At 72.4% G+C, this 15890-nt stretch carries 15 protein-coding genes; 11 read left to right on the top strand and 4 right to left on the bottom strand.

What is annotated here, in order from left to right:
* Positions 1–52 precede the first annotated feature (52 nt).
* Both AB0398_RS03395 and AB0398_RS03390 read right to left on the bottom strand, forming a co-directional pair.
* A complete protein-coding gene (locus tag AB0398_RS03395; RefSeq protein ID WP_366371991.1) occupies positions 53–346 on the bottom strand; it encodes an MTH1187 family thiamine-binding protein in 294 nt (97 codons plus the stop codon).
* Entirely contained in the window at positions 343–687 is a 345-nt protein-coding gene (locus AB0398_RS03390; protein ID WP_030218767.1) for a DUF3817 domain-containing protein, read from the bottom strand. The genes AB0398_RS03395 and AB0398_RS03390 overlap by 4 nt, the downstream gene beginning before the upstream one ends.
* A 120-nt stretch (positions 688–807) precedes the next feature.
* On the opposite strand from AB0398_RS03390, the gene AB0398_RS03385 reads away from it, so the two are divergent.
* From AB0398_RS03385 to AB0398_RS03370, 4 genes are all read left to right on the top strand, one after another.
* Positions 808–1446 carry an AIM24 family protein gene (locus tag AB0398_RS03385; protein WP_121833451.1) on the top strand — a complete coding sequence of 213 codons (639 nt, stop codon included), beginning with the start codon at positions 808–810 and terminating at the stop codon, positions 1444–1446.
* Positions 1446–2096: an AIM24 family protein gene (locus AB0398_RS03380; RefSeq protein ID WP_366371989.1), complete on the top strand. Its 651-nt coding sequence runs from the start codon at positions 1446–1448 to the stop codon at positions 2094–2096. Before AB0398_RS03385 ends, AB0398_RS03380 begins: the two co-directional genes overlap by 1 nt.
* Entirely contained in the window at positions 2093–2878 is a 786-nt protein-coding gene (locus AB0398_RS03375) for an AIM24 family protein (RefSeq protein ID WP_366371988.1), read from the top strand. Before AB0398_RS03380 ends, AB0398_RS03375 begins: the two co-directional genes overlap by 4 nt.
* A gap of 140 nt (positions 2879–3018) precedes the next feature.
* A complete protein-coding gene (locus AB0398_RS03370; protein ID WP_366371986.1) occupies positions 3019–3495 on the top strand; it encodes a MarR family transcriptional regulator in 477 nt (158 codons plus the stop codon).
* Between the two features lie 64 nt (positions 3496–3559).
* Here the strand turns inward: AB0398_RS03370 and meaB are convergent, their stop codons facing one another.
* Together meaB and AB0398_RS03360 are read right to left on the bottom strand one after the other, a co-directional pair.
* Positions 3560–4516 carry a methylmalonyl Co-A mutase-associated GTPase MeaB gene (gene meaB / locus AB0398_RS03365; RefSeq protein ID WP_366371984.1) on the bottom strand — a complete coding sequence of 319 codons (957 nt, stop codon included), beginning with the start codon at positions 4514–4516 and terminating at the stop codon, positions 3560–3562.
* Positions 4517–4540: 24 nt separating this feature from the next.
* Positions 4541–5743, bottom strand: a complete 1203-nt coding sequence (locus tag AB0398_RS03360) for an acetyl-CoA C-acetyltransferase (RefSeq protein WP_366371982.1) — start codon at positions 5741–5743, stop codon at positions 4541–4543.
* Positions 5744–5880: 137 nt separating this feature from the next.
* Between AB0398_RS03360 and mce the strand changes: the two genes are divergently transcribed.
* The 7 genes from mce (at position 5881) to AB0398_RS03325 (ending at position 15885) form a co-directional block, all read left to right on the top strand.
* Positions 5881–6333 (top strand): methylmalonyl-CoA epimerase, encoded by a 453-nt coding sequence (mce, locus tag AB0398_RS03355; RefSeq protein ID WP_366371980.1) that lies wholly within the window; start codon positions 5881–5883, stop codon positions 6331–6333.
* 223 nt (positions 6334–6556) lie between these two features.
* Entirely contained in the window at positions 6557–10891 is a 4335-nt protein-coding gene (gene scy / locus AB0398_RS03350) for a polarized growth protein Scy (protein WP_366371979.1), read from the top strand.
* A 114-nt stretch (positions 10892–11005) separates the two neighbouring features.
* Positions 11006–11941, top strand: coding sequence for a cellulose-binding protein (locus AB0398_RS03345; protein ID WP_366371977.1), 936 nt, complete (start codon positions 11006–11008; stop codon positions 11939–11941).
* Positions 11942–12029: 88 nt separating this feature from the next.
* Positions 12030–12998 carry an ABC transporter ATP-binding protein gene (locus AB0398_RS03340; RefSeq protein WP_366371975.1) on the top strand — a complete coding sequence of 323 codons (969 nt, stop codon included), beginning with the start codon at positions 12030–12032 and terminating at the stop codon, positions 12996–12998.
* Between the two features lie 3 nt (positions 12999–13001).
* A complete protein-coding gene (locus AB0398_RS03335; RefSeq protein WP_366371973.1) occupies positions 13002–13781 on the top strand; it encodes an ABC transporter permease in 780 nt (259 codons plus the stop codon).
* 122 nt (positions 13782–13903) lie between these two features.
* Positions 13904–15052: an ATP-binding cassette domain-containing protein gene (locus AB0398_RS03330; RefSeq protein ID WP_366371971.1), complete on the top strand. Its 1149-nt coding sequence runs from the start codon at positions 13904–13906 to the stop codon at positions 15050–15052.
* Entirely contained in the window at positions 15049–15885 is an 837-nt protein-coding gene (locus AB0398_RS03325) for an ABC transporter permease subunit (RefSeq protein ID WP_366371969.1), read from the top strand. The genes AB0398_RS03330 and AB0398_RS03325 overlap by 4 nt, the downstream gene beginning before the upstream one ends.
* Positions 15886–15890 lie beyond the last annotated feature (5 nt).

Below are 15890 nucleotides of genomic sequence, written 5' to 3'. Positions count from 1 at the left end.
AGGCCCCGCTCCGGACAGGAGCGGGGCCTCGGGAAGCGGGGCGGGGCGGGCGTCAGGCGCCGAGGTGGCGCTCCACGGTCGCGACCTTCGCGGTCAGGCCGTCCGTCACGCCGGGACGGATATCGGCCTTGAGGACGACGGAGACGCGGGGCGCGCGTGCCTCGACGGCGGCGACGGCGCGCTTGACGACGTCCATCACCTCGTCCCACTCGCCCTCGATCGAGGTGAACATGGCGTCGGTGCGGTTCGGCAGGCCGGACTCGCGGACGACCCGGACGGCGTCGGCGACGTACTCGCCGACCTCCTCGCCCACGCCGAGCGGAGTCACCGAGAAGGCGACGATCACGCGTTCACCGTGCCCTCACGGCGGGCGCGGGACGCGATGACCGCGTCCTCGGCCTCGCGCTTCAGCTTCCGCTCGGCGTAGAAGCCGCCCAGGGGCAGCACCGAGAGGACGAAGTAGAGGGCGGCGGTGCCGAAGCTCCACTTGGTGCGGTTCCAGGCGTCCAGCCAGAAGAGCACGTACAGGACGAACAGGATGCCGTGGACGGCCCCCATGACCGGCACCGCGTTGAACTCCGTCGTCCGCTTGAGCACCGAGCAGACGAGCAGGAGCAGGAACGAGACGGCCTCCGGCGCGGAGACGAGCCGGAGCCGGTGGAGGGAGGAGGCGGTCTTGATGTCCACGGAGGGGATCACCTTCGTTCGGTCTCGTGACGCGATCTTGTGAATGGATGCACAAGGGCCCGTCCATTGTGCACGGTGACTTTGCTGTCTCTTTATCCGGGTCCCCAGTACCTTCAGCGGGTGGCAACGTTCCGACTCCAAGGCAGCAAGGTGCTCGCCGTCTCCCTGACCGGCGACGCCGTGAAGGCGAAGAACGGCTCGATGGTCGCCTACGACGGCCAGATGGCGTTCAAGAAGATGAGCGGGGGCGGCGAGGGCCTGCGCGGCATGGTCACCCGCCGGCTCACGGGCGAGCAGATGGAGGTGATGGAGGTGCGCGGGCAGGGGACCTGCTGGTTCGCCGACCGGGCCTCCGAGATCAACCTCGTCTCCCTGCACGGCGACAAGCTCTGGGTGGAGGCGAGCAATCTGCTCTGCACCGACGCGGGGCTGCGCACCGGCACCACCTTCACGGGCCTGCGCGGCGGGGCCACCGGCAACGGCCTCTTCACCACGACCGTGGAGGGGACGGGCCAGGCGGCGATCATGTCGGACGGTCCGGCGGTGGTGCTGCGGGTGACCCCGCAGTACCCGCTCCAGGTCGACCCCGGCGCGTACATCGCCCACCAGGGCAACCTCCAGCAGCACTTCCAGTCGGGCGTGACCTTCCGCACCTTCATGGGCGAGGGCGGCGGCGAGGCCTTCCAGATCCGCTTCGAGGGGGACGGCCTGGTGTACGTCCAGCCCAGCGAGCGGAACACGATCGGAGGCGACGTCTGATGCCGTTCCGCGAGATCAACTCGAAGATGGTCGAGGCGACCGTCGTCCCGGGGCAGCGGATGTTCAGTCAGCGCGGCGCGATGCTGGCGTACCGGGGTGACGTCACTTTCACGCCGAACACGGCGGGCGGCCAGGGCGGCCTGATGTCGATGATCGGGCGCCGGGCGGCCGGCGAGGCGACCCCGCTGATGACGGTCGAGGGCAGCGGCACGGTGATGTTCGGGCACGGCGGCCACCACATCCAGGTGATCGCGCTGACCGGCGACACCCTGTACGTCGAGGCCGACCGGCTGCTCGCCTTCGACGGGACCCTGGAGCAGGGCACGATGTTCATGGGCTCGCAGGGCGGGGTCATGGGCATGGTCCGGGGCCAGGTGACCGGCCAGGGCCTCTTCACCACCACCCTGAAGGGCCACGGCTCGGTGGCCGTGATGGCGCACGGCGGCGTGATCGAGCTGCCGATCGTCCCGGGCCGCCCGGTGCACGTGGACCCGCAGGCGTACGTGGCCCACCACGGCGACGTGCGGAACAAGCTCTCCACCGCGCTCGGCTGGCGGGACATGGTGGGGCGCGGCTCGGGCGAGGCGTTCCAGCTGGAGCTGAGTGGCAGCGGCGCGGTGTACGTCCAGGCCTCGGAGGAGAAGCTGTGAGCACCCCTGTCATCCACGATCCGCAGACCCTGCCGTCGGACGACAACGTCAATCCGTACACCTTCTGCGTGGAGCTCAAGGGATCCCAGTGGTTCCTCCAGAAGGGCAAGATGATCGCCTACTACGGGCGGATCGAGTTCAACGGCATCGGGCACGGGCGGCTCGACCGGCTGGTGCGGACGTCCTTCCACTCGCCGCTGCACGCGAGCGACTGGGTGGTGGCCGAGGGCAGCGGGAAGATGCTGCTCGCGGACCGGGCCTTCGACGTGAACTCCTTCGACCTGGACGAGGGCAACCTGACGATCCGGTCCGGGAACCTGCTGGCCTACCAGCCGACCCTGGCGCTGAAGCAGTCGATCGTGCCGGGCTTCGTGACGCTGATCGGGACGGGCAAGTTCGTGGCGGCGTCGAACGGTCCGGTGGTCTTCATGGAGCCGCCGATGCGGGTGGACCCGCAGGCGCTCGTCGGCTGGGCGGACTGCCCCTCGCCGTGCCACCACTACGACCACGGCTATCTGACGGGCGTGATGGGCGGCCTGCGGTCCCTGACGGGCCTGGGCGGCACCTCGGGCGAGGAGCACCAGTTCGAGTTCGTGGGGGCGGGCACGGTGCTGCTCCAGTCCACGGAGCTGCTGATGGCGGAGCGGGACGCCGGTGCTCCCCCGGCCCAGGCGGGCGTTCCCGGCGGTCACGGCGGGTACGGTTCAGGCCACGGGCAGCAGGGTTCGGCACCGCGCCTTCCCGGCCAGCTGGGGGACCTCCAGCGTCGCTTCGGGCTGTGAGCGGTAGTCTGCGGACCGTGACGCCCTCGAACGCCTGCGCCCGCGGCGGAGTGGGGAAAGCGCCCGGGTGGGGCCCCGGGTGCCCGGCGTCACGCTCCCAGATTTCGTCAAGAATTCAACTTCTTAGGTAGAATCCACATATGGAGACCGAGACGGCCACCCCGTGGCTCACCGACGGCGAGCAGTGTGCCTGGCGCACCTTCCTGGACGTCCAGAGGATGCTGACGCACCAGTTGGAGAAGGACCTCCAGCCCTTCGGCCTGACGATGAACGACTACGAGATCCTGGTGAACCTCTCCGAGTCGGCCGAGCGCCGGCTGCGCATGAGCGACCTCGCCGCGGCCACCCTCCAGTCGAAGAGCCGCCTCTCCCACCAGATCACCCGGATGGAGAACGCCGGCCTGGTCCGGCGCGAGAACTGCGAGTCCGACCGGCGCGGCCTGTACGCCGTCCTCACCGACCAGGGCATGGAGACCATGCGCAAGGTCGCCCCGCACCACGTGGAGTCGGTGCGCCGGCACTTCATCGACCAGCTCACCCCCGAGGCGCTCGGCGACCTCCACGAGTCCCTGAAGCCGGTCGCGGAGCAGCTCCGCGGACGCCGCGGCAAGCCGTAGGTCCCCGCCGTGCGCGAGAGGGCCTCCCCGGTGATCCGGGGAGGCCCTCTCGCGCACGTGCCGCTCAGTTGCCCGTCAGCTCCGCCACCAGCTCGTCGGCGGCCGCGTACGGGTCGAGGTCGCCCGCCGTGATCCGCTCCGCGAGCGCGTCCAGGCGCCGGTCGCCGCGCAGGTCCCCGATCCGCTCGCGCAGGGCCGTGACCGCGATGGTCTCGACCTCGTGCGACGCCCGGGCCCTGCGGCGCTCCGCCAGGACCCCGTGCTCCTCCATCCAGGCGCGGTGCTTCTCCAGGGCCTCCACGACCTCGTCGACGCCTTCGCCGCGCGCCGCGACCGTCTTCACGATCGGCGGCCGCCAGTCGCCCGGCCCGCGCGACTCCCCGAGGCCGAGCATGTGGTTGAGCTCGCGGGCGGTGGCGTCCGCGCCGTCCCGGTCGGCCTTGTTCACCACGTACACGTCGCCGATCTCCAGGATGCCCGCCTTCGCGGCCTGGATCCCGTCGCCCATGCCCGGCGCGAGCAGGACCACCGAGGTGTCGGCCTGGGAGGCGATCTCGACCTCCGACTGCCCGACGCCGACGGTCTCCACGAGGATCACCTCGCAGCCGGCCGCGTCCAGGACGCGGATGGCCTGCGGGGCGGACCAGGCGAGGCCACCCAGGTGCCCCCGGGTGGCCATGGAGCGGATGTAGACGCCCGGGTCGGAGGCGTGGTCCGACATCCGGACCCGGTCGCCGAGCAGCGCTCCCCCGCTGAACGGGGAGGACGGGTCGACGGCCAGGACGCCGACCCGCTTCCCCGCCCGGCGGTACGCGGAGACGAGCGCGGACGTCGAGGTGGACTTGCCGACGCCGGGAGAGCCGGTCAGGCCCACCACGTACGCGCCGCCGGTGAGCGGCGCGAGCGCCGCCATCACCTCACGGAGCTGCGGGGACGCCCCCTCCACCAGCGAGATGAGCCGGGCCACGGCCCGGGGCCTGCCCTCGCGCGCCTGGGCGACGAGTGCGGGGACGTCCACCATGTGCAGAGCTCCTTGCCTGGGTGCTTACTTGCCGGCCACGCGAACGATCAGGGCGTCGCCCTGGCCGCCGCCGCCGCACAGGGCCGCCGCGCCGACGCCGCCGCCGCGCCGCTTGAGCTCCAGGGCGAGGTGGAGCACGACCCGGGCGCCGGACATGCCGATGGGGTGGCCGAGGGCGATGGCGCCGCCGTTGACGTTCACCTTGTCGGAGGTGACGCCGAGGTCCTTCATCGACTGGACGAGGACTGCGGCGAAGGCCTCGTTGATCTCGATCAGGTCGAGGTCGTTGACGCCCAGGCCCTCCTTCTTCAGGGCGTGCAGGATGGCGTTGGCCGGCTGCGACTGGAGGGAGTTGTCCGGACCGGCCACGTTGCCGTGGGCGCCGATCTCGGCGATCCACTCCAGGCCCAGCTCCTCGGCCTTGGCCTTGCTCATCACGACGACGGCGGCGGCGCCGTCGGAGATCTGCGAGGAGGTGCCGGCGGTGATCGTGCCGTCCTTGGCGAAGGCGGGACGGAGCCTGCCGAGGGTCTCGGTGGTGGTCTCCGGGCGGACGCCCTCGTCCTTGGCGAAGATCACCGGGTCGCCCTTGCGCTGCGGGATCTCGACCGGGGTGATCTCGGCCTCGAAGAGGCCGTTCTTCTGGGCGGCGGCGGCGCGCTGGTGCGACAGGGCGCCGATCTCGTCCTGGGCGGGGCGCTCGATGCCGAGGCGGGTGTTGTGCCGCTCGGTGGACTCGCCCATGGCCACGGCGTCGAAGGAGTCGGTGAGGCCGTCGTACGCCATGGAGTCGAGCATCTCGATCGCGCCGTACTTGTAGCCCTCGCGGGACTTCGGGAGCAGGTGCGGGGCGTTGGTCATCGACTCCTGGCCGCCGGCGACGACCACATCGAACTCGCCGGCGCGGATGAGCTGGTCGGCGAGGGCGATGGCGTCGAGCCCGGAGAGACACACCTTGTTGATGGTGAGGGCCGGGACGTTCATCGGGATGCCGGCCTTGACGGCGGCCTGGCGGGCGGGGATCTGACCGGCGCCCGCCTGGAGCACCTGGCCCATGATCACGTACTGCACCTGGTCTCCGCCGATGCCGGCCCGGTCGAGGGCGGCCTTGATGGCGAAGCCGCCGAGGTCGGCGCCCGAGAAGGACTTGAGCGAACCGAGCAGGCGACCCATGGGCGTACGGGCGCCCGCGACGATCACTGAGGTGGTACCGGTCGTTCCAGACATGAGGCACGGCCCCTAGGGATGAGAAGTGAACGAGGGTTTACCGCCAATGTACTGAGGGGTCCGGCACCCGGTCATCGGCGCGACGGTGTGACGGCGCGCACGTTGCGTAACCGCCCCTTCGGGGATGCACTGGACCCATGCTGACGCGAATCGACCACATCGGGATCGCCTGTTTCAACCTCGACGCGACCGTCGAGTTCTACCGCGCGACCTACGGCTTCGAGGTCTTCCACACCGAGGTCAACGAGGAGCAGGGCGTCCGCGAGGCCATGCTCAAGATCAACGGGACCTCGGACGGCGGGGCCTCCTACCTCCAGCTCCTGGAGCCGACCCGGGAGGACTCGGCGGTGGGCAAGTGGCTCGCCAAGAACGGCGAGGGCGTGCACCACATCGCCTTCGGCACCGCCGACGTCGACGGGGACGCCGAGGCCATCCGCGGCAAGGGCGTCCGGGTCCTCTACGACGAGCCGCGGACCGGCTCCATGGGCTCCCGGATCACCTTCCTGCACCCCAAGGACTGCCACGGCGTCCTCACGGAACTGGTCACCTCGGCGAAGCCGTCGGCTGACCACTCCTCAGCGGAGCACTGACCTCCGGATTCCCGGCCCGGTAGAGTGGGCGGCTCCGGGCCGGGGCCGGTCGGGGCCGCTCCGCGTGGCACCCAAGTCGGGATGTCGGGGTCGTCCGATCTGCCACGATTCCCCGGGGGCCCGTCCCCGGCCGAGGGGGCGGCGCTCGTTGAGTGTCGCGACCAGGGTTGGGTTCTTCCCCGCTCGAACGCGTTGAGAGCTCGGGGAAGGATGGGACCGCGCAGTGCGGGGCTACGAACGCCAGGAGAGCCACCGAGCTGAAGACGACCATCTCGCCCGGTTCGAAGCCGAGATGGACCGGCTGAAGACCGAGCGGGAAAAGGCCGTCCAGCACGCCGAGGACCTCGGTTACCAGGTCGAGGTCTTGCGCGCCAAGCTCCACGAGGCGCGCCGCACCATCGCGTCCCGGCCCGCGTACGACAGCGCCGACATCGGCTACCAGGCCGAGCAGATGCTGCGGAACGCGCAGGCGCAGGCCGAGCAGCTCCGCCAGGACGCCGAGCGCGAGCTGCGCGAGGCCCGCGCCCAGACCCAGCGCATCCTCCAGGAGCACGCCGAGCACCAGGCCCGGCTCCAGGCCGAGCTGCACAACGAGGCCGTCCAGCGCCGTCAGCAGCTGGACCAGGAGCTGAACGAGCGCCGCCAGACCGTCGAGGCGCACGTCAACGAGAACGTCGCCTGGGCCGAGCAGCTGCGCGCCCGTACGGAGTCCCAGGCCCGCCGGCTGCTGGAGGAGTCCCGCGCGGAGGCCGAGCAGGCGCTCGCCACCGCCCGCGCCGAGGCCACCCGGCTCGCCGAGGAGACCGGCCGCCGCGTCGGCGCCGACGCCGAGGCCGCCCGTGCCGAGGCCGAGGCGATCCTGCTGCGCGCCCGCAAGGACGCCGAGCGGCTCCTCGCCAACGCCGCGGGCCAGGCCCAGGAGGCCACCAGCCACGCCGAGCAGCTCCGCTCCTCCACCGCGGCCGAGGCCGACCAGGCCCGCCGCCAGGCCACCGAGCTGTCCCGCGCCGCCGAGCAGCGGATGCAGGAGGCCGAGGAGAGGCTGCGGACCGCCCGTACCGAGGCCGAGAGGGCGCTTACCGAGGCCAAGGAGACCGCCGCCCGGCAGCTCACCTCCGCCGAGTCGGTCAACGAGCAGCGCACCCGTACGGCCAAGGCGGAGATCGCCCGGCTCGTCGGCGAGGCCACCAAGGAGGCCGAGACCCTCAAGGCCGAGGCCGAGGAGAAGCTGCGCGAGGCGAGCGCCGAGGCGGAGAAGCTGGTCGCGGAGGCCTCCGACAAGGCCCGTACGGCCGCCGCCGAGGACTCCGCCGCCGCGCTCGCCAAGGCCGCCCGCAGCGCCGAGGAGATCCTCACCAAGGCGTCCGAGGACGCCCGGGAGACCACCCGCAAGGCCGCCGAGGAGGCCGAGCGGGTCCGCCGGGAGGCCGAGACCGAGGCCGACCGGCTGCGCGCCCAGGCCGAGGAGCAGGCGGACGAGCTGCTCGGTTCGGCGAAGGACGACACCAAGGAGTACCGCGCCAAGACCGTCGAGCTCCAGGAGGAGGCGCGGCGGCTGCGCGGCGAGGCCGAGCAGCTGCGCGGCGAGGCCATCGACGAGGGCGAGCGGATCCGCGGCGAGGCGCGCCGCGAGGCCCTCCAGCAGATCGAGGAGGCGGCCGGGACCGCCGAGGAGCTGCTGTCCAAGGCCCGTACGGACGCCGAGGAACTGCGGACGAAGGCCGGCGCGGAGAGCGAGCGGGTCAAGTCCGAGGCGATGGAGCGCGCCCAGACGCTCCGGGCCCAGGCCGAGGAGACCTTGGAGCGCACCCGCGCCGAGGCCGAGCGGCTGCGCGCCGAGGCCGAGGAGCAGGCCGAGTCGGTGCGGACCGCGGCCGAGACGGCGGCGGCGGGGCTGCGCGCGGACGCCGAGCGGGCCGCCGAGGCCCGGCGCGCGGAGGCCGCCGAGGAGCTGACCCGGCTGCACACCGAGGCCGGGGCGAAGGTCGCGGCCGCCGGGGAGGAGCTCACCGACGCGCGCGCCGAGGGCGAGCGGATCCGGCGCGAGGCCGCCGAGGAGACGGAGCGGCTGCGGACCGAGGCCGCCGAGCGCATCCGCGTCCTGCGGGAGCAGGCCGAGCAGGAGGCCGAGCGGCTGCGGATCGAGGCGGCGGCGGACGCGGGCACCGCGCGCGCCGAGGCCGAGGCCGTGGCCGTACGGCTGCGCACGGAGGCGTCCGACGAGGCCGAGCGGCTGCGGTCGGAGGCCCAGGAGACCGCCGACCGGGTGCGGGCGGAGGCCGCGGCCGCCGCCGAGCGGGTGGCCGCCGAGGCCGCCGAGGCGCTGGCCGCCGCGCAGGAGGAGGCCGTACGGCGCCGCCGGGAGGCCGAGGAGACGCTCGAATCGGCGCGTTCCGAGGCCGGCCGGGAGCGCGAGCTGGCCCGCGAGCAGTCCGAGGAGCTGCTCGCGGCGGCCCGCAAGCGGGTCGAGGACGCCCAGACCGAGGCGCAGCGCCTGGTCGAGGAGGCGGACGCGCGGGCGACCGAGATGGTCACGGCGGCCGAGCAGACCGCCCAGGAGGTGCGGGACTCGGTGGCCGGCCTGCGCGAGCAGGCCGAGGAGGAGATCGCGGGGCTGCGGTCGGCGGCCGAGCACGCCGCCGAGCGGACGCGCACCGAGGCGCAGGGGGAGGCGGACCGGGTCCGCGCCGAGGCGTACGAGGAGCGGGAGCGGGCGACCGAGGACGCGGCCGGCGTCCGGGCACGGGCCCAGGAGGAGTCCGAGGCCGCGAAGGCGCTGGCCGAGCGGACGGTCACGGACGCGCTCGCCGAGTCGGAGAAGCTGCGGGCGGACACCGCCGAGTACGCGCAGCGGGTGCGGACCGAGGTGACGGATTCGCTGGCCTCGGCCGAGCAGGACGCGGCCCGTACGCGGGCGGACGCCCGGGACGACGCGAACCGGATCCGTTCGGAGGCCGCGGAGCGGGCCGAGACGGTGGTCGGCGAGGCGCGGGCCGAGGCGGACCGGCTCACCACCGAGGCGGTCGAGCTGATGGAGACGACCGAGCAGGACGCCCGGCGCATCCGCGCCGAGGCCGAGCAGGTCAGGACGGACGGCGAGGCGCACGCGGAGGCGCTGCGGGCGGCCGCGCTCGCGGACGGCGAGCAGGTCCTCGACGAGGCCCGCAAGGCCGCCGACAAGCGCCGCGCCGACGCCGCCGAGCAGGCCGACGCGCTCATCGCCGAGGCCACGAGCCAGGCCGAGCGCCTCACCCGCGAGGCCGCCGAGCTGGCCGAGCGGGTCACGTCCGGGGCGACGGCCGAGGCCGAGCGGCTCACCGCCGAGGCGGTCGAGCTGATGGAGACGGCCGAGCAGGACGCCCGGCGCATCCGCGCCGAGGCCGAGCAGGTCAGGACCGACGGCGAGGCGCACGCCCAGGCGCTGCGGGCCGCGGCCCTCGCGGACGGCGAGCAGGTCCTCGACGAGGCCCGCAAGGCCGCCGACAAGCGCCGCAGCGACGCGGCCGAGCAGGCCGACGCGCTCATCGCCGAGGCCACGAGCCAGGCCGAGCGCCTCACCCGCGAGGCCGCCGAGCTGGCCGAGTCGGTCGTGGCGGAGGCGCGCGCCGGGGCGGAGGCCACGACGGTTTCCGCGCGGCGGGACGCCGAGGAGGTCCGCGCCGGGTCGGAGCGGCTGAAGGCGGACGCCGAGGCGGCGGCCGAGCGGATGCGCTCGGAGGCCCGCGAGGAGGCGGACCGGGTCCTCGACGAGGCGCGGGAGGCCGGGGCCAAGAAGCGTTCGGACGCGGCCGAGCAGGCGGACCAGCTCATCGACAAGGCCCGGGAGGAGGCGCTGCGCGCCACCACGGAGGCCGAGTCGCAGGCGGACCTGATGGTGGGCGCGGCCCGCAAGGAGGCAGGGCGGATCGTCGCCGAGGCGACCGTCGAGGGCAACTCGCTGGTGGAGAAGGCCCGTACGGACGCGGACGAGCTCCTGGTCGGGGCGCGCAGCGACGCGACGGCCATAAGGGAGCGGGCCGAGGAGCTGCGGGGCCGGATCGAGGGCGAGATCGAGGAGCTGCACGACCGGGCGCGGCGCGAGACGGCCGAGCAGATGAAGACGGCCGGCGAGCGGGTCGACAAGCTCGTGAAGGCGGCGACGGAGCAGCGCGCCGAGGCCGAGGAGAAGGCGAAGGAGCTGGTCTCCGAAGCGAGTTCGGAGGCGAGCAAGGTCCGGATCGCGGCGGTGCGGAAGGCCGACGGGCTGCTCAAGGAGGCCGAGCAGAAGAAGGCGTCGCTCGTCGCGGAGGCCGAGGCCATCAAGGCGGAGGCCCTGCGGATCAGGGCCGAGGCGGAGGCCGAGGCCGCGGAGACGATCGCGGAGGGCAAGCGCGAGCTGGAGGTGCTGGTGCGCCGGCGCAAGGACATCAACGCCGAGATCTCCCGTGTCCAGGACGTGCTGGAGGCGTTGGAGTCCTTCGAGGCGCCGGGGGGCGCGAAGCCGGCCGGGGGGATCGGCACCAGGGCGGGGGCTTCGGCCGGTTCCACCCGTACGAGTGGCAAGTCACAGGACGGCTAGCCACTCAAAAGGCTGGACATTCTCCAGACCAAACAGGCATACGCTCGATGACACGCCGCTTCGGCCCCTAGGATTCCCTCTAACACCTCACCGGTCTCATTCGACAGGAACCCCATGAGCGACACTTCCTCCCCCTTCGGCTTCGAGCTCGTGCGGCGCGGTTACGACCGCGGTCAGGTGGACGACCGCATTACCAAGCTCGTGGCCGACCGCGACAGTGCTCTTTCGCGCATCACCTCTTTGGAGAAGCGCATCGAGGAGCTCCACCTCGAAACGCAGAACGCCCAGGCACAGGTCACCGACGCCGAGCCGTCGTACGCGGGGCTCGGCGCCCGGGTCGAGAAGATCCTCCGGCTCGCCGAGGAGGAGGCGAAGGACCTGCGCGAGGAGGCCCGTCGCGCCGCCGAGCAGCACCGCGAGCTGGCCGAGTCGGCCGCCCAGCAGGTGCGCAACGACGCGGAGACGTTCGCCTCGGACCGCAAGGCCAAGGCCGAGGACGAGGGCGTCCGGATCGTCGAGAAGGCGCAGGGCGAGGCCAACTCGCTGCGCGCCGAGGCGCAGAAGGACGCGCAGTCGAAGCGCGAGGAGGCGGACGCCCTCTTCGAGGAGACCCGCGCCAAGGCCGCCCAGGCCGCCGCGGACTTCGAGACCAACCTGGCGAAGCGCCGCGAGCAGTCGGAGCGGGACCTGGCCTCGCGCCAGGCGAAGGCCGAGAAGCGCCTGGCCGAGATCGAGCACCGGGCCGAGCAGCTCCGCCTGGAGGCCGAGAAGCTGCGTACGGACGCGGAGCGCCGGGCCCGCCAGACGGTGGAGACCGCGCAGCGCCAGGCCGAGGACATCGTGGCCGACGCGAACGCCAAGGCCGACCGCATCCGCAGCGAATCGGAGCGCGAGCTGGCGGCCCTGACGAACCGCCGGGACTCCATCAACGCGCAGCTGACCAACGTCCGCGAGATGCTGGCGACGCTGACCGGTGCCGCGGTGGCGGCGGCCGGCTCCCCGATCGACGACGAGCGCCAGGCCGGCGTCCCGGCCCAGCAGACGCGCTGACGGCACGTCGGACAACGACTCGGCAACGGCCCGCGAACCCTCCGTCATTCCGGTGGCGGAGGGTTTTGCGCGCCCGTAGGTTGTACGCATGATCGAGCTTGAGGGCCTGACCAAGCGCTACGGGACGAAGACCGCGGTCGACCACCTCTCCTTCCAGGTACGCCCCGGCGTGGTGACCGGCTTCCTCGGGCCGAACGGGGCGGGCAAGTCGACGACGATGCGGATGATGCTGGACCTGGACAACCCGACGAGCGGGACGGTCCGGATCGACGGGAAGCACTACCGGGAGCTGCACGAGCCGCTGAAGCACATCGGGGCGCTGCTCGACGCCAAGGCGATGCACGGCGGCCGTTCCGCGTACAACAACCTGCGGTGCCTGGCGGAGTCGAACCGCATCCCGCGGGCGCGGGTGGACGAGGTGCTCGGCCTGGTGGGTCTGACGCCGGTCGCGAAGAAGAAGTCGAAGGGTTTCTCCCTCGGCATGGGGCAGCGGCTCGGCATCGCCTCGGCGCTCCTCGGTGATCCCGAGATCCTGATGTTCGACGAACCCGTCAATGGTCTGGACCCCGAGGGAATTCACTGGATCCGCAATCTCATGAAGGCGTTGGCGGCCGAAGGCCGGACGATCTTCGTTTCCAGCCATCTGATGAGTGAAATGGCGCTGACGGCCGATCACCTGATCGTGATCGGACAGGGAAAACTGCTGGCCGACACGTCGATGGCGGATTTCATCCAGCAGAATTCCCGGAGTTATGCCCGGCTGCGTTCGCCGCAGCAGGAGCGGCTGCGGGACGTGCTGCACGCCGACGGCTTCGTCGTGGTCGAGGCGGGCGGCGGCGTCCTGGAGGTGGACGGGGCGACGACCGAGAAGCTGGGCGAGCTGGCGGCCGAGAACGGCATCGTGCTGCACGAGCTGAGCGCCCAGCGCGCCTCCCTCGAAGAGGCCTTCATGCAGATGACGGCGGGCGCGGTGGAGTACCACGCGCACGGCACCGATGTACACGGCGGCGCGCCGGCGCCCGGCCCCCAGTGGGGCACGACCACCAAGGGAGCCTGAACGATGGCAGCGGCATCCGCGGTCCTCCAGTCCGAGTGGACCAAGATCCGGACGGTGTCGTCGACCGTCTGGACGCTGGCGAGCGCCTTCCTCGTCACGGTGGCGATGGGCGCGGGGGTGAGCGCCCTGGTGAGCTCCACCTTCGACGATCTGAACGAGGCGGAGCGGCTCACCTTCGACCCGACCCTGATCAGCTTCTCCGGGATGGTCCTCGGCCAGCTGGCGATGGTGGTCTTCGGCGTCCTGGTGGTGGGGACCGAGTACTCCTCGGGCATGATCCGCACCTCGCTGGCGGCCGTGCCGCAGCGCGCGACCTTCCTCTTCTCGAAGATCGCGGTGGCGGGCGGGCTCGCCTTCCTGGTGGGGCTCGCCACGAGCTTCCTGACCTTCTTCCTCGGGCAGGCGCTGCTCGGCGGGCGCGGTGCCTCGATCGGTGACGAGAACGTGCTGCGCGCGGTGGTCGGCGCCGGGCTCTACATGGGGCTGATCGCCGTGTTCTCCATGGGCGTGGCGACGATGCTGCGCTCGTCGATGCTGTCGCTCGGCATCCTGATGCCGTTCCTCCTCCTGGTCTCGAACATCCTCGCGGCGGTGCCGAAGGCCAAGGAGGTGGCGCGTTACTTCCCGGACCAGGCGGGCTCGAAGATCATGCAGGTCGTGCCGGACGCCATGAACACGGAGGAGGCGCCGTACGGCCCGTGGGGCGGGCTCGGGATCATGGTGCTCTGGGTGGCGGCGTCGCTCCTCGGCGGCTATCTGGTGCTGAAGCAGCGGGACGCCTGATCACCCTCTGTTTGGCCGGAACCGTCAACGGCTCGATAAGCTCCTAGCTCATACGGGGGGCTCCGGCCGACGGACGCCGCGCCCCGGCACGGATCCGACCGACCTGTCGATGGGGCTGCAGAATGATCGAGGCAGTCGGCCTGACGAAGCGCTACGGCGCCAAGACGGCCGTGTACGACCTTTCCTTCCGGGTGAGGCCCGGCGTGGTGACCGGCTTCCTGGGGCCCAACGGCTCCGGGAAGTCGACGACGATGCGGATGATCCTGGGGCTCGACCGGCCCTCGGCGGGCCATGTGACGATCGGCGGCCATCCCTTCCGGCAGCTGCCGAACGCGCCCCGGCAGGTGGGCGCGCTCCTCGACGCCAAGGCCGTGCACGGCGGCCGGAGCGCGCGCAGCCACCTCCTCTCGCTCGCCCAGCTCGCGGGCATCCCGGCGCAGCGGGTCGACGAGGTCCTCGGCGTGGTCGGCCTCCAGGACGTGGCCAAGCGGCGCTCGAAGGGCTTCTCGCTCGGCATGGGCCAGCGGCTCGGCATCGCGGCGGCCCTCCTCGGCGATCCGCAGGTGCTGCTCTTCGACGAGCCGGTCAACGGTCTGGACCCCGAGGGCATCCTCTGGGTGCGGAACCTGATGAAGAAGCTGGCCGCCGAGGGCCGGACGGTCTTCGTCTCCAGCCACCTCATGAGCGAGATGGCGCTGACGGCGGACCACCTGATCGTGATCGGCCGGGGGCAGCTCCTGGCGGACATGAGCGTCAAGGAGTTCATCTCGGCCAACTCCGCCGACTTCGCCCGGGTGCGGACGCCGGGGACCGAGCCGGCGCAGCGGGAGAAGCTGACGGCAGCCCTGGCGGAGGCCGGCGGCCAGGTCCTCTCCGAGCCGGACGGGGCGCTGCGGGTGACCGGCCTGCCCCTGCCGAGGATCAGCGACCTGGCGCACGGCGCGGACGTACGGCTCTGGGAGCTGTCCCCGCACCAGGCGTCCCTGGAGGAGGCGTACATGCGCCTGACGCAGGGCGCCGTGGACTACCGCTCCACCGACGACCGGCTCGCCCATCTCCAGCCGCCGCTCCAGCCCGGGCAGCCGGGGTACGGGACACCGCCGCGCCCGGTGGTCCAGGACGTGCCGCAGCAGGGCTGGTACGCCCCGCCGCCGCCCGGACAGAACCCGTACGCCACGGCGCCGCAGGCTCCCGGCCACGCTCCCGCGCCGGCCCCGTACGCCCCTCCGGCCGCTCCCCGGCCGGGCGACACCACCGAGGACGCCCGATGACCGCCCCCGTCCACCCGCAGCACGTCCCGGCGCCGCACGCCTACGTCTCCCCCATCCCGGTCCGCCGGGCGAACCTCGGGGACGCCCTCGCCTCCGAGTGGACGAAGATCCGTTCGGTGCGTTCGACCCTGTGGACGCTCGGCGTCATGATCCTGCTGATGGCGGTCATCGGCCTGGGCGTGGCGGCCATCGCCTCGGCCTCCGAGGCCCCGATGAACGAGGAGACCGCGCTCGCGTTCGGCTTCTTCGGCATGCTGCCGGCGTCGATCTGCGTGATCACGCTCGGGGTGCTCACGATCGCCTCGGAGTACGGCACGGGCATGATCCGCACGACGCTGACGGCCTGCCCGAGCCGGGCCCGGGTGCTCACCGCGAAGGCGATCGTCTTCTTCCTGCTGGTCTTCACGGTCACCACGGTGGTGGCGACGCTGATCGCGGTGGCGCAGGTCGCCATGGTGGACGGGGCGGAGCCGACGGGCGGCGAGTGGCTGCGCGCGACGGTCGGCGCGGGCGCCTACCTGGCCGCGCTCGGTCTGCTGTCGCTGGCGATCGGCACGGTCATCCGGCACTCGGCGGGTGCGATCACGGTGATGATCGGCCTGCTGCTCCTGCCGCTGGTGGCGGCCCTCTTCATGTTCTCCCAGGCGCTGAAGTCGGTGCAGGAGTGGCTGTTCACGTACGCGATCCCCTCGCAGATGATCGCGCTCTACAGCTCGCGGCCGCCGTTCGGCGAGGACGGTCCGGCCGGCTGGGAGCCGCTGCTGATCATGGGGGGCACGGCGGCGGTGGCGCTCGCCGGCGCCTACGCCCTGCTGAACAGCCGGGACGTGTAGGCGGG

This window comes from Streptomyces sp. NPDC086147 (assembly GCF_040702165.1).
In the GTDB taxonomy this organism is placed as follows: Bacteria; Actinomycetota; Actinomycetes; order Streptomycetales; family Streptomycetaceae; genus Streptomyces.
Note: the sequence above shows the minus strand (reverse complement) of the source record. Positions and strands in the feature narration are given on the sequence as shown.

Bases quoted from the DNA above. Each gene is read 5' to 3' on its own strand.
- AB0398_RS03340 (WP_366371975.1), top strand. From the start codon at position 12,030: ATGATCGAGCTTGAGGGCCTGACCAAGCGCTACGGGACGAAGACCGCG.
- AB0398_RS03325 (WP_366371969.1), top strand. From the start codon at position 15,049: ATGACCGCCCCCGTCCACCCGCAGCACGTCCCGGCGCCGCACGCCTAC.
- AB0398_RS03370 (WP_366371986.1), top strand. From the start codon at position 3,019: ATGGAGACCGAGACGGCCACCCCGTGGCTCACCGACGGCGAGCAGTGT.
- mce (WP_366371980.1), top strand. From the start codon at position 5,881: ATGCTGACGCGAATCGACCACATCGGGATCGCCTGTTTCAACCTCGAC.
- AB0398_RS03345 (WP_366371977.1), top strand. From the start codon at position 11,006: ATGAGCGACACTTCCTCCCCCTTCGGCTTCGAGCTCGTGCGGCGCGGT.
- AB0398_RS03360 (WP_366371982.1), bottom strand. From the start codon at position 5,743: ATGTCTGGAACGACCGGTACCACCTCAGTGATCGTCGCGGGCGCCCGT.
- AB0398_RS03335 (WP_366371973.1), top strand. From the start codon at position 13,002: ATGGCAGCGGCATCCGCGGTCCTCCAGTCCGAGTGGACCAAGATCCGG.
- AB0398_RS03380 (WP_366371989.1), top strand. From the start codon at position 1,446: ATGCCGTTCCGCGAGATCAACTCGAAGATGGTCGAGGCGACCGTCGTC.
- AB0398_RS03330 (WP_366371971.1), top strand. From the start codon at position 13,904: ATGATCGAGGCAGTCGGCCTGACGAAGCGCTACGGCGCCAAGACGGCC.
- meaB (WP_366371984.1), bottom strand. From the start codon at position 4,516: ATGGTGGACGTCCCCGCACTCGTCGCCCAGGCGCGCGAGGGCAGGCCC.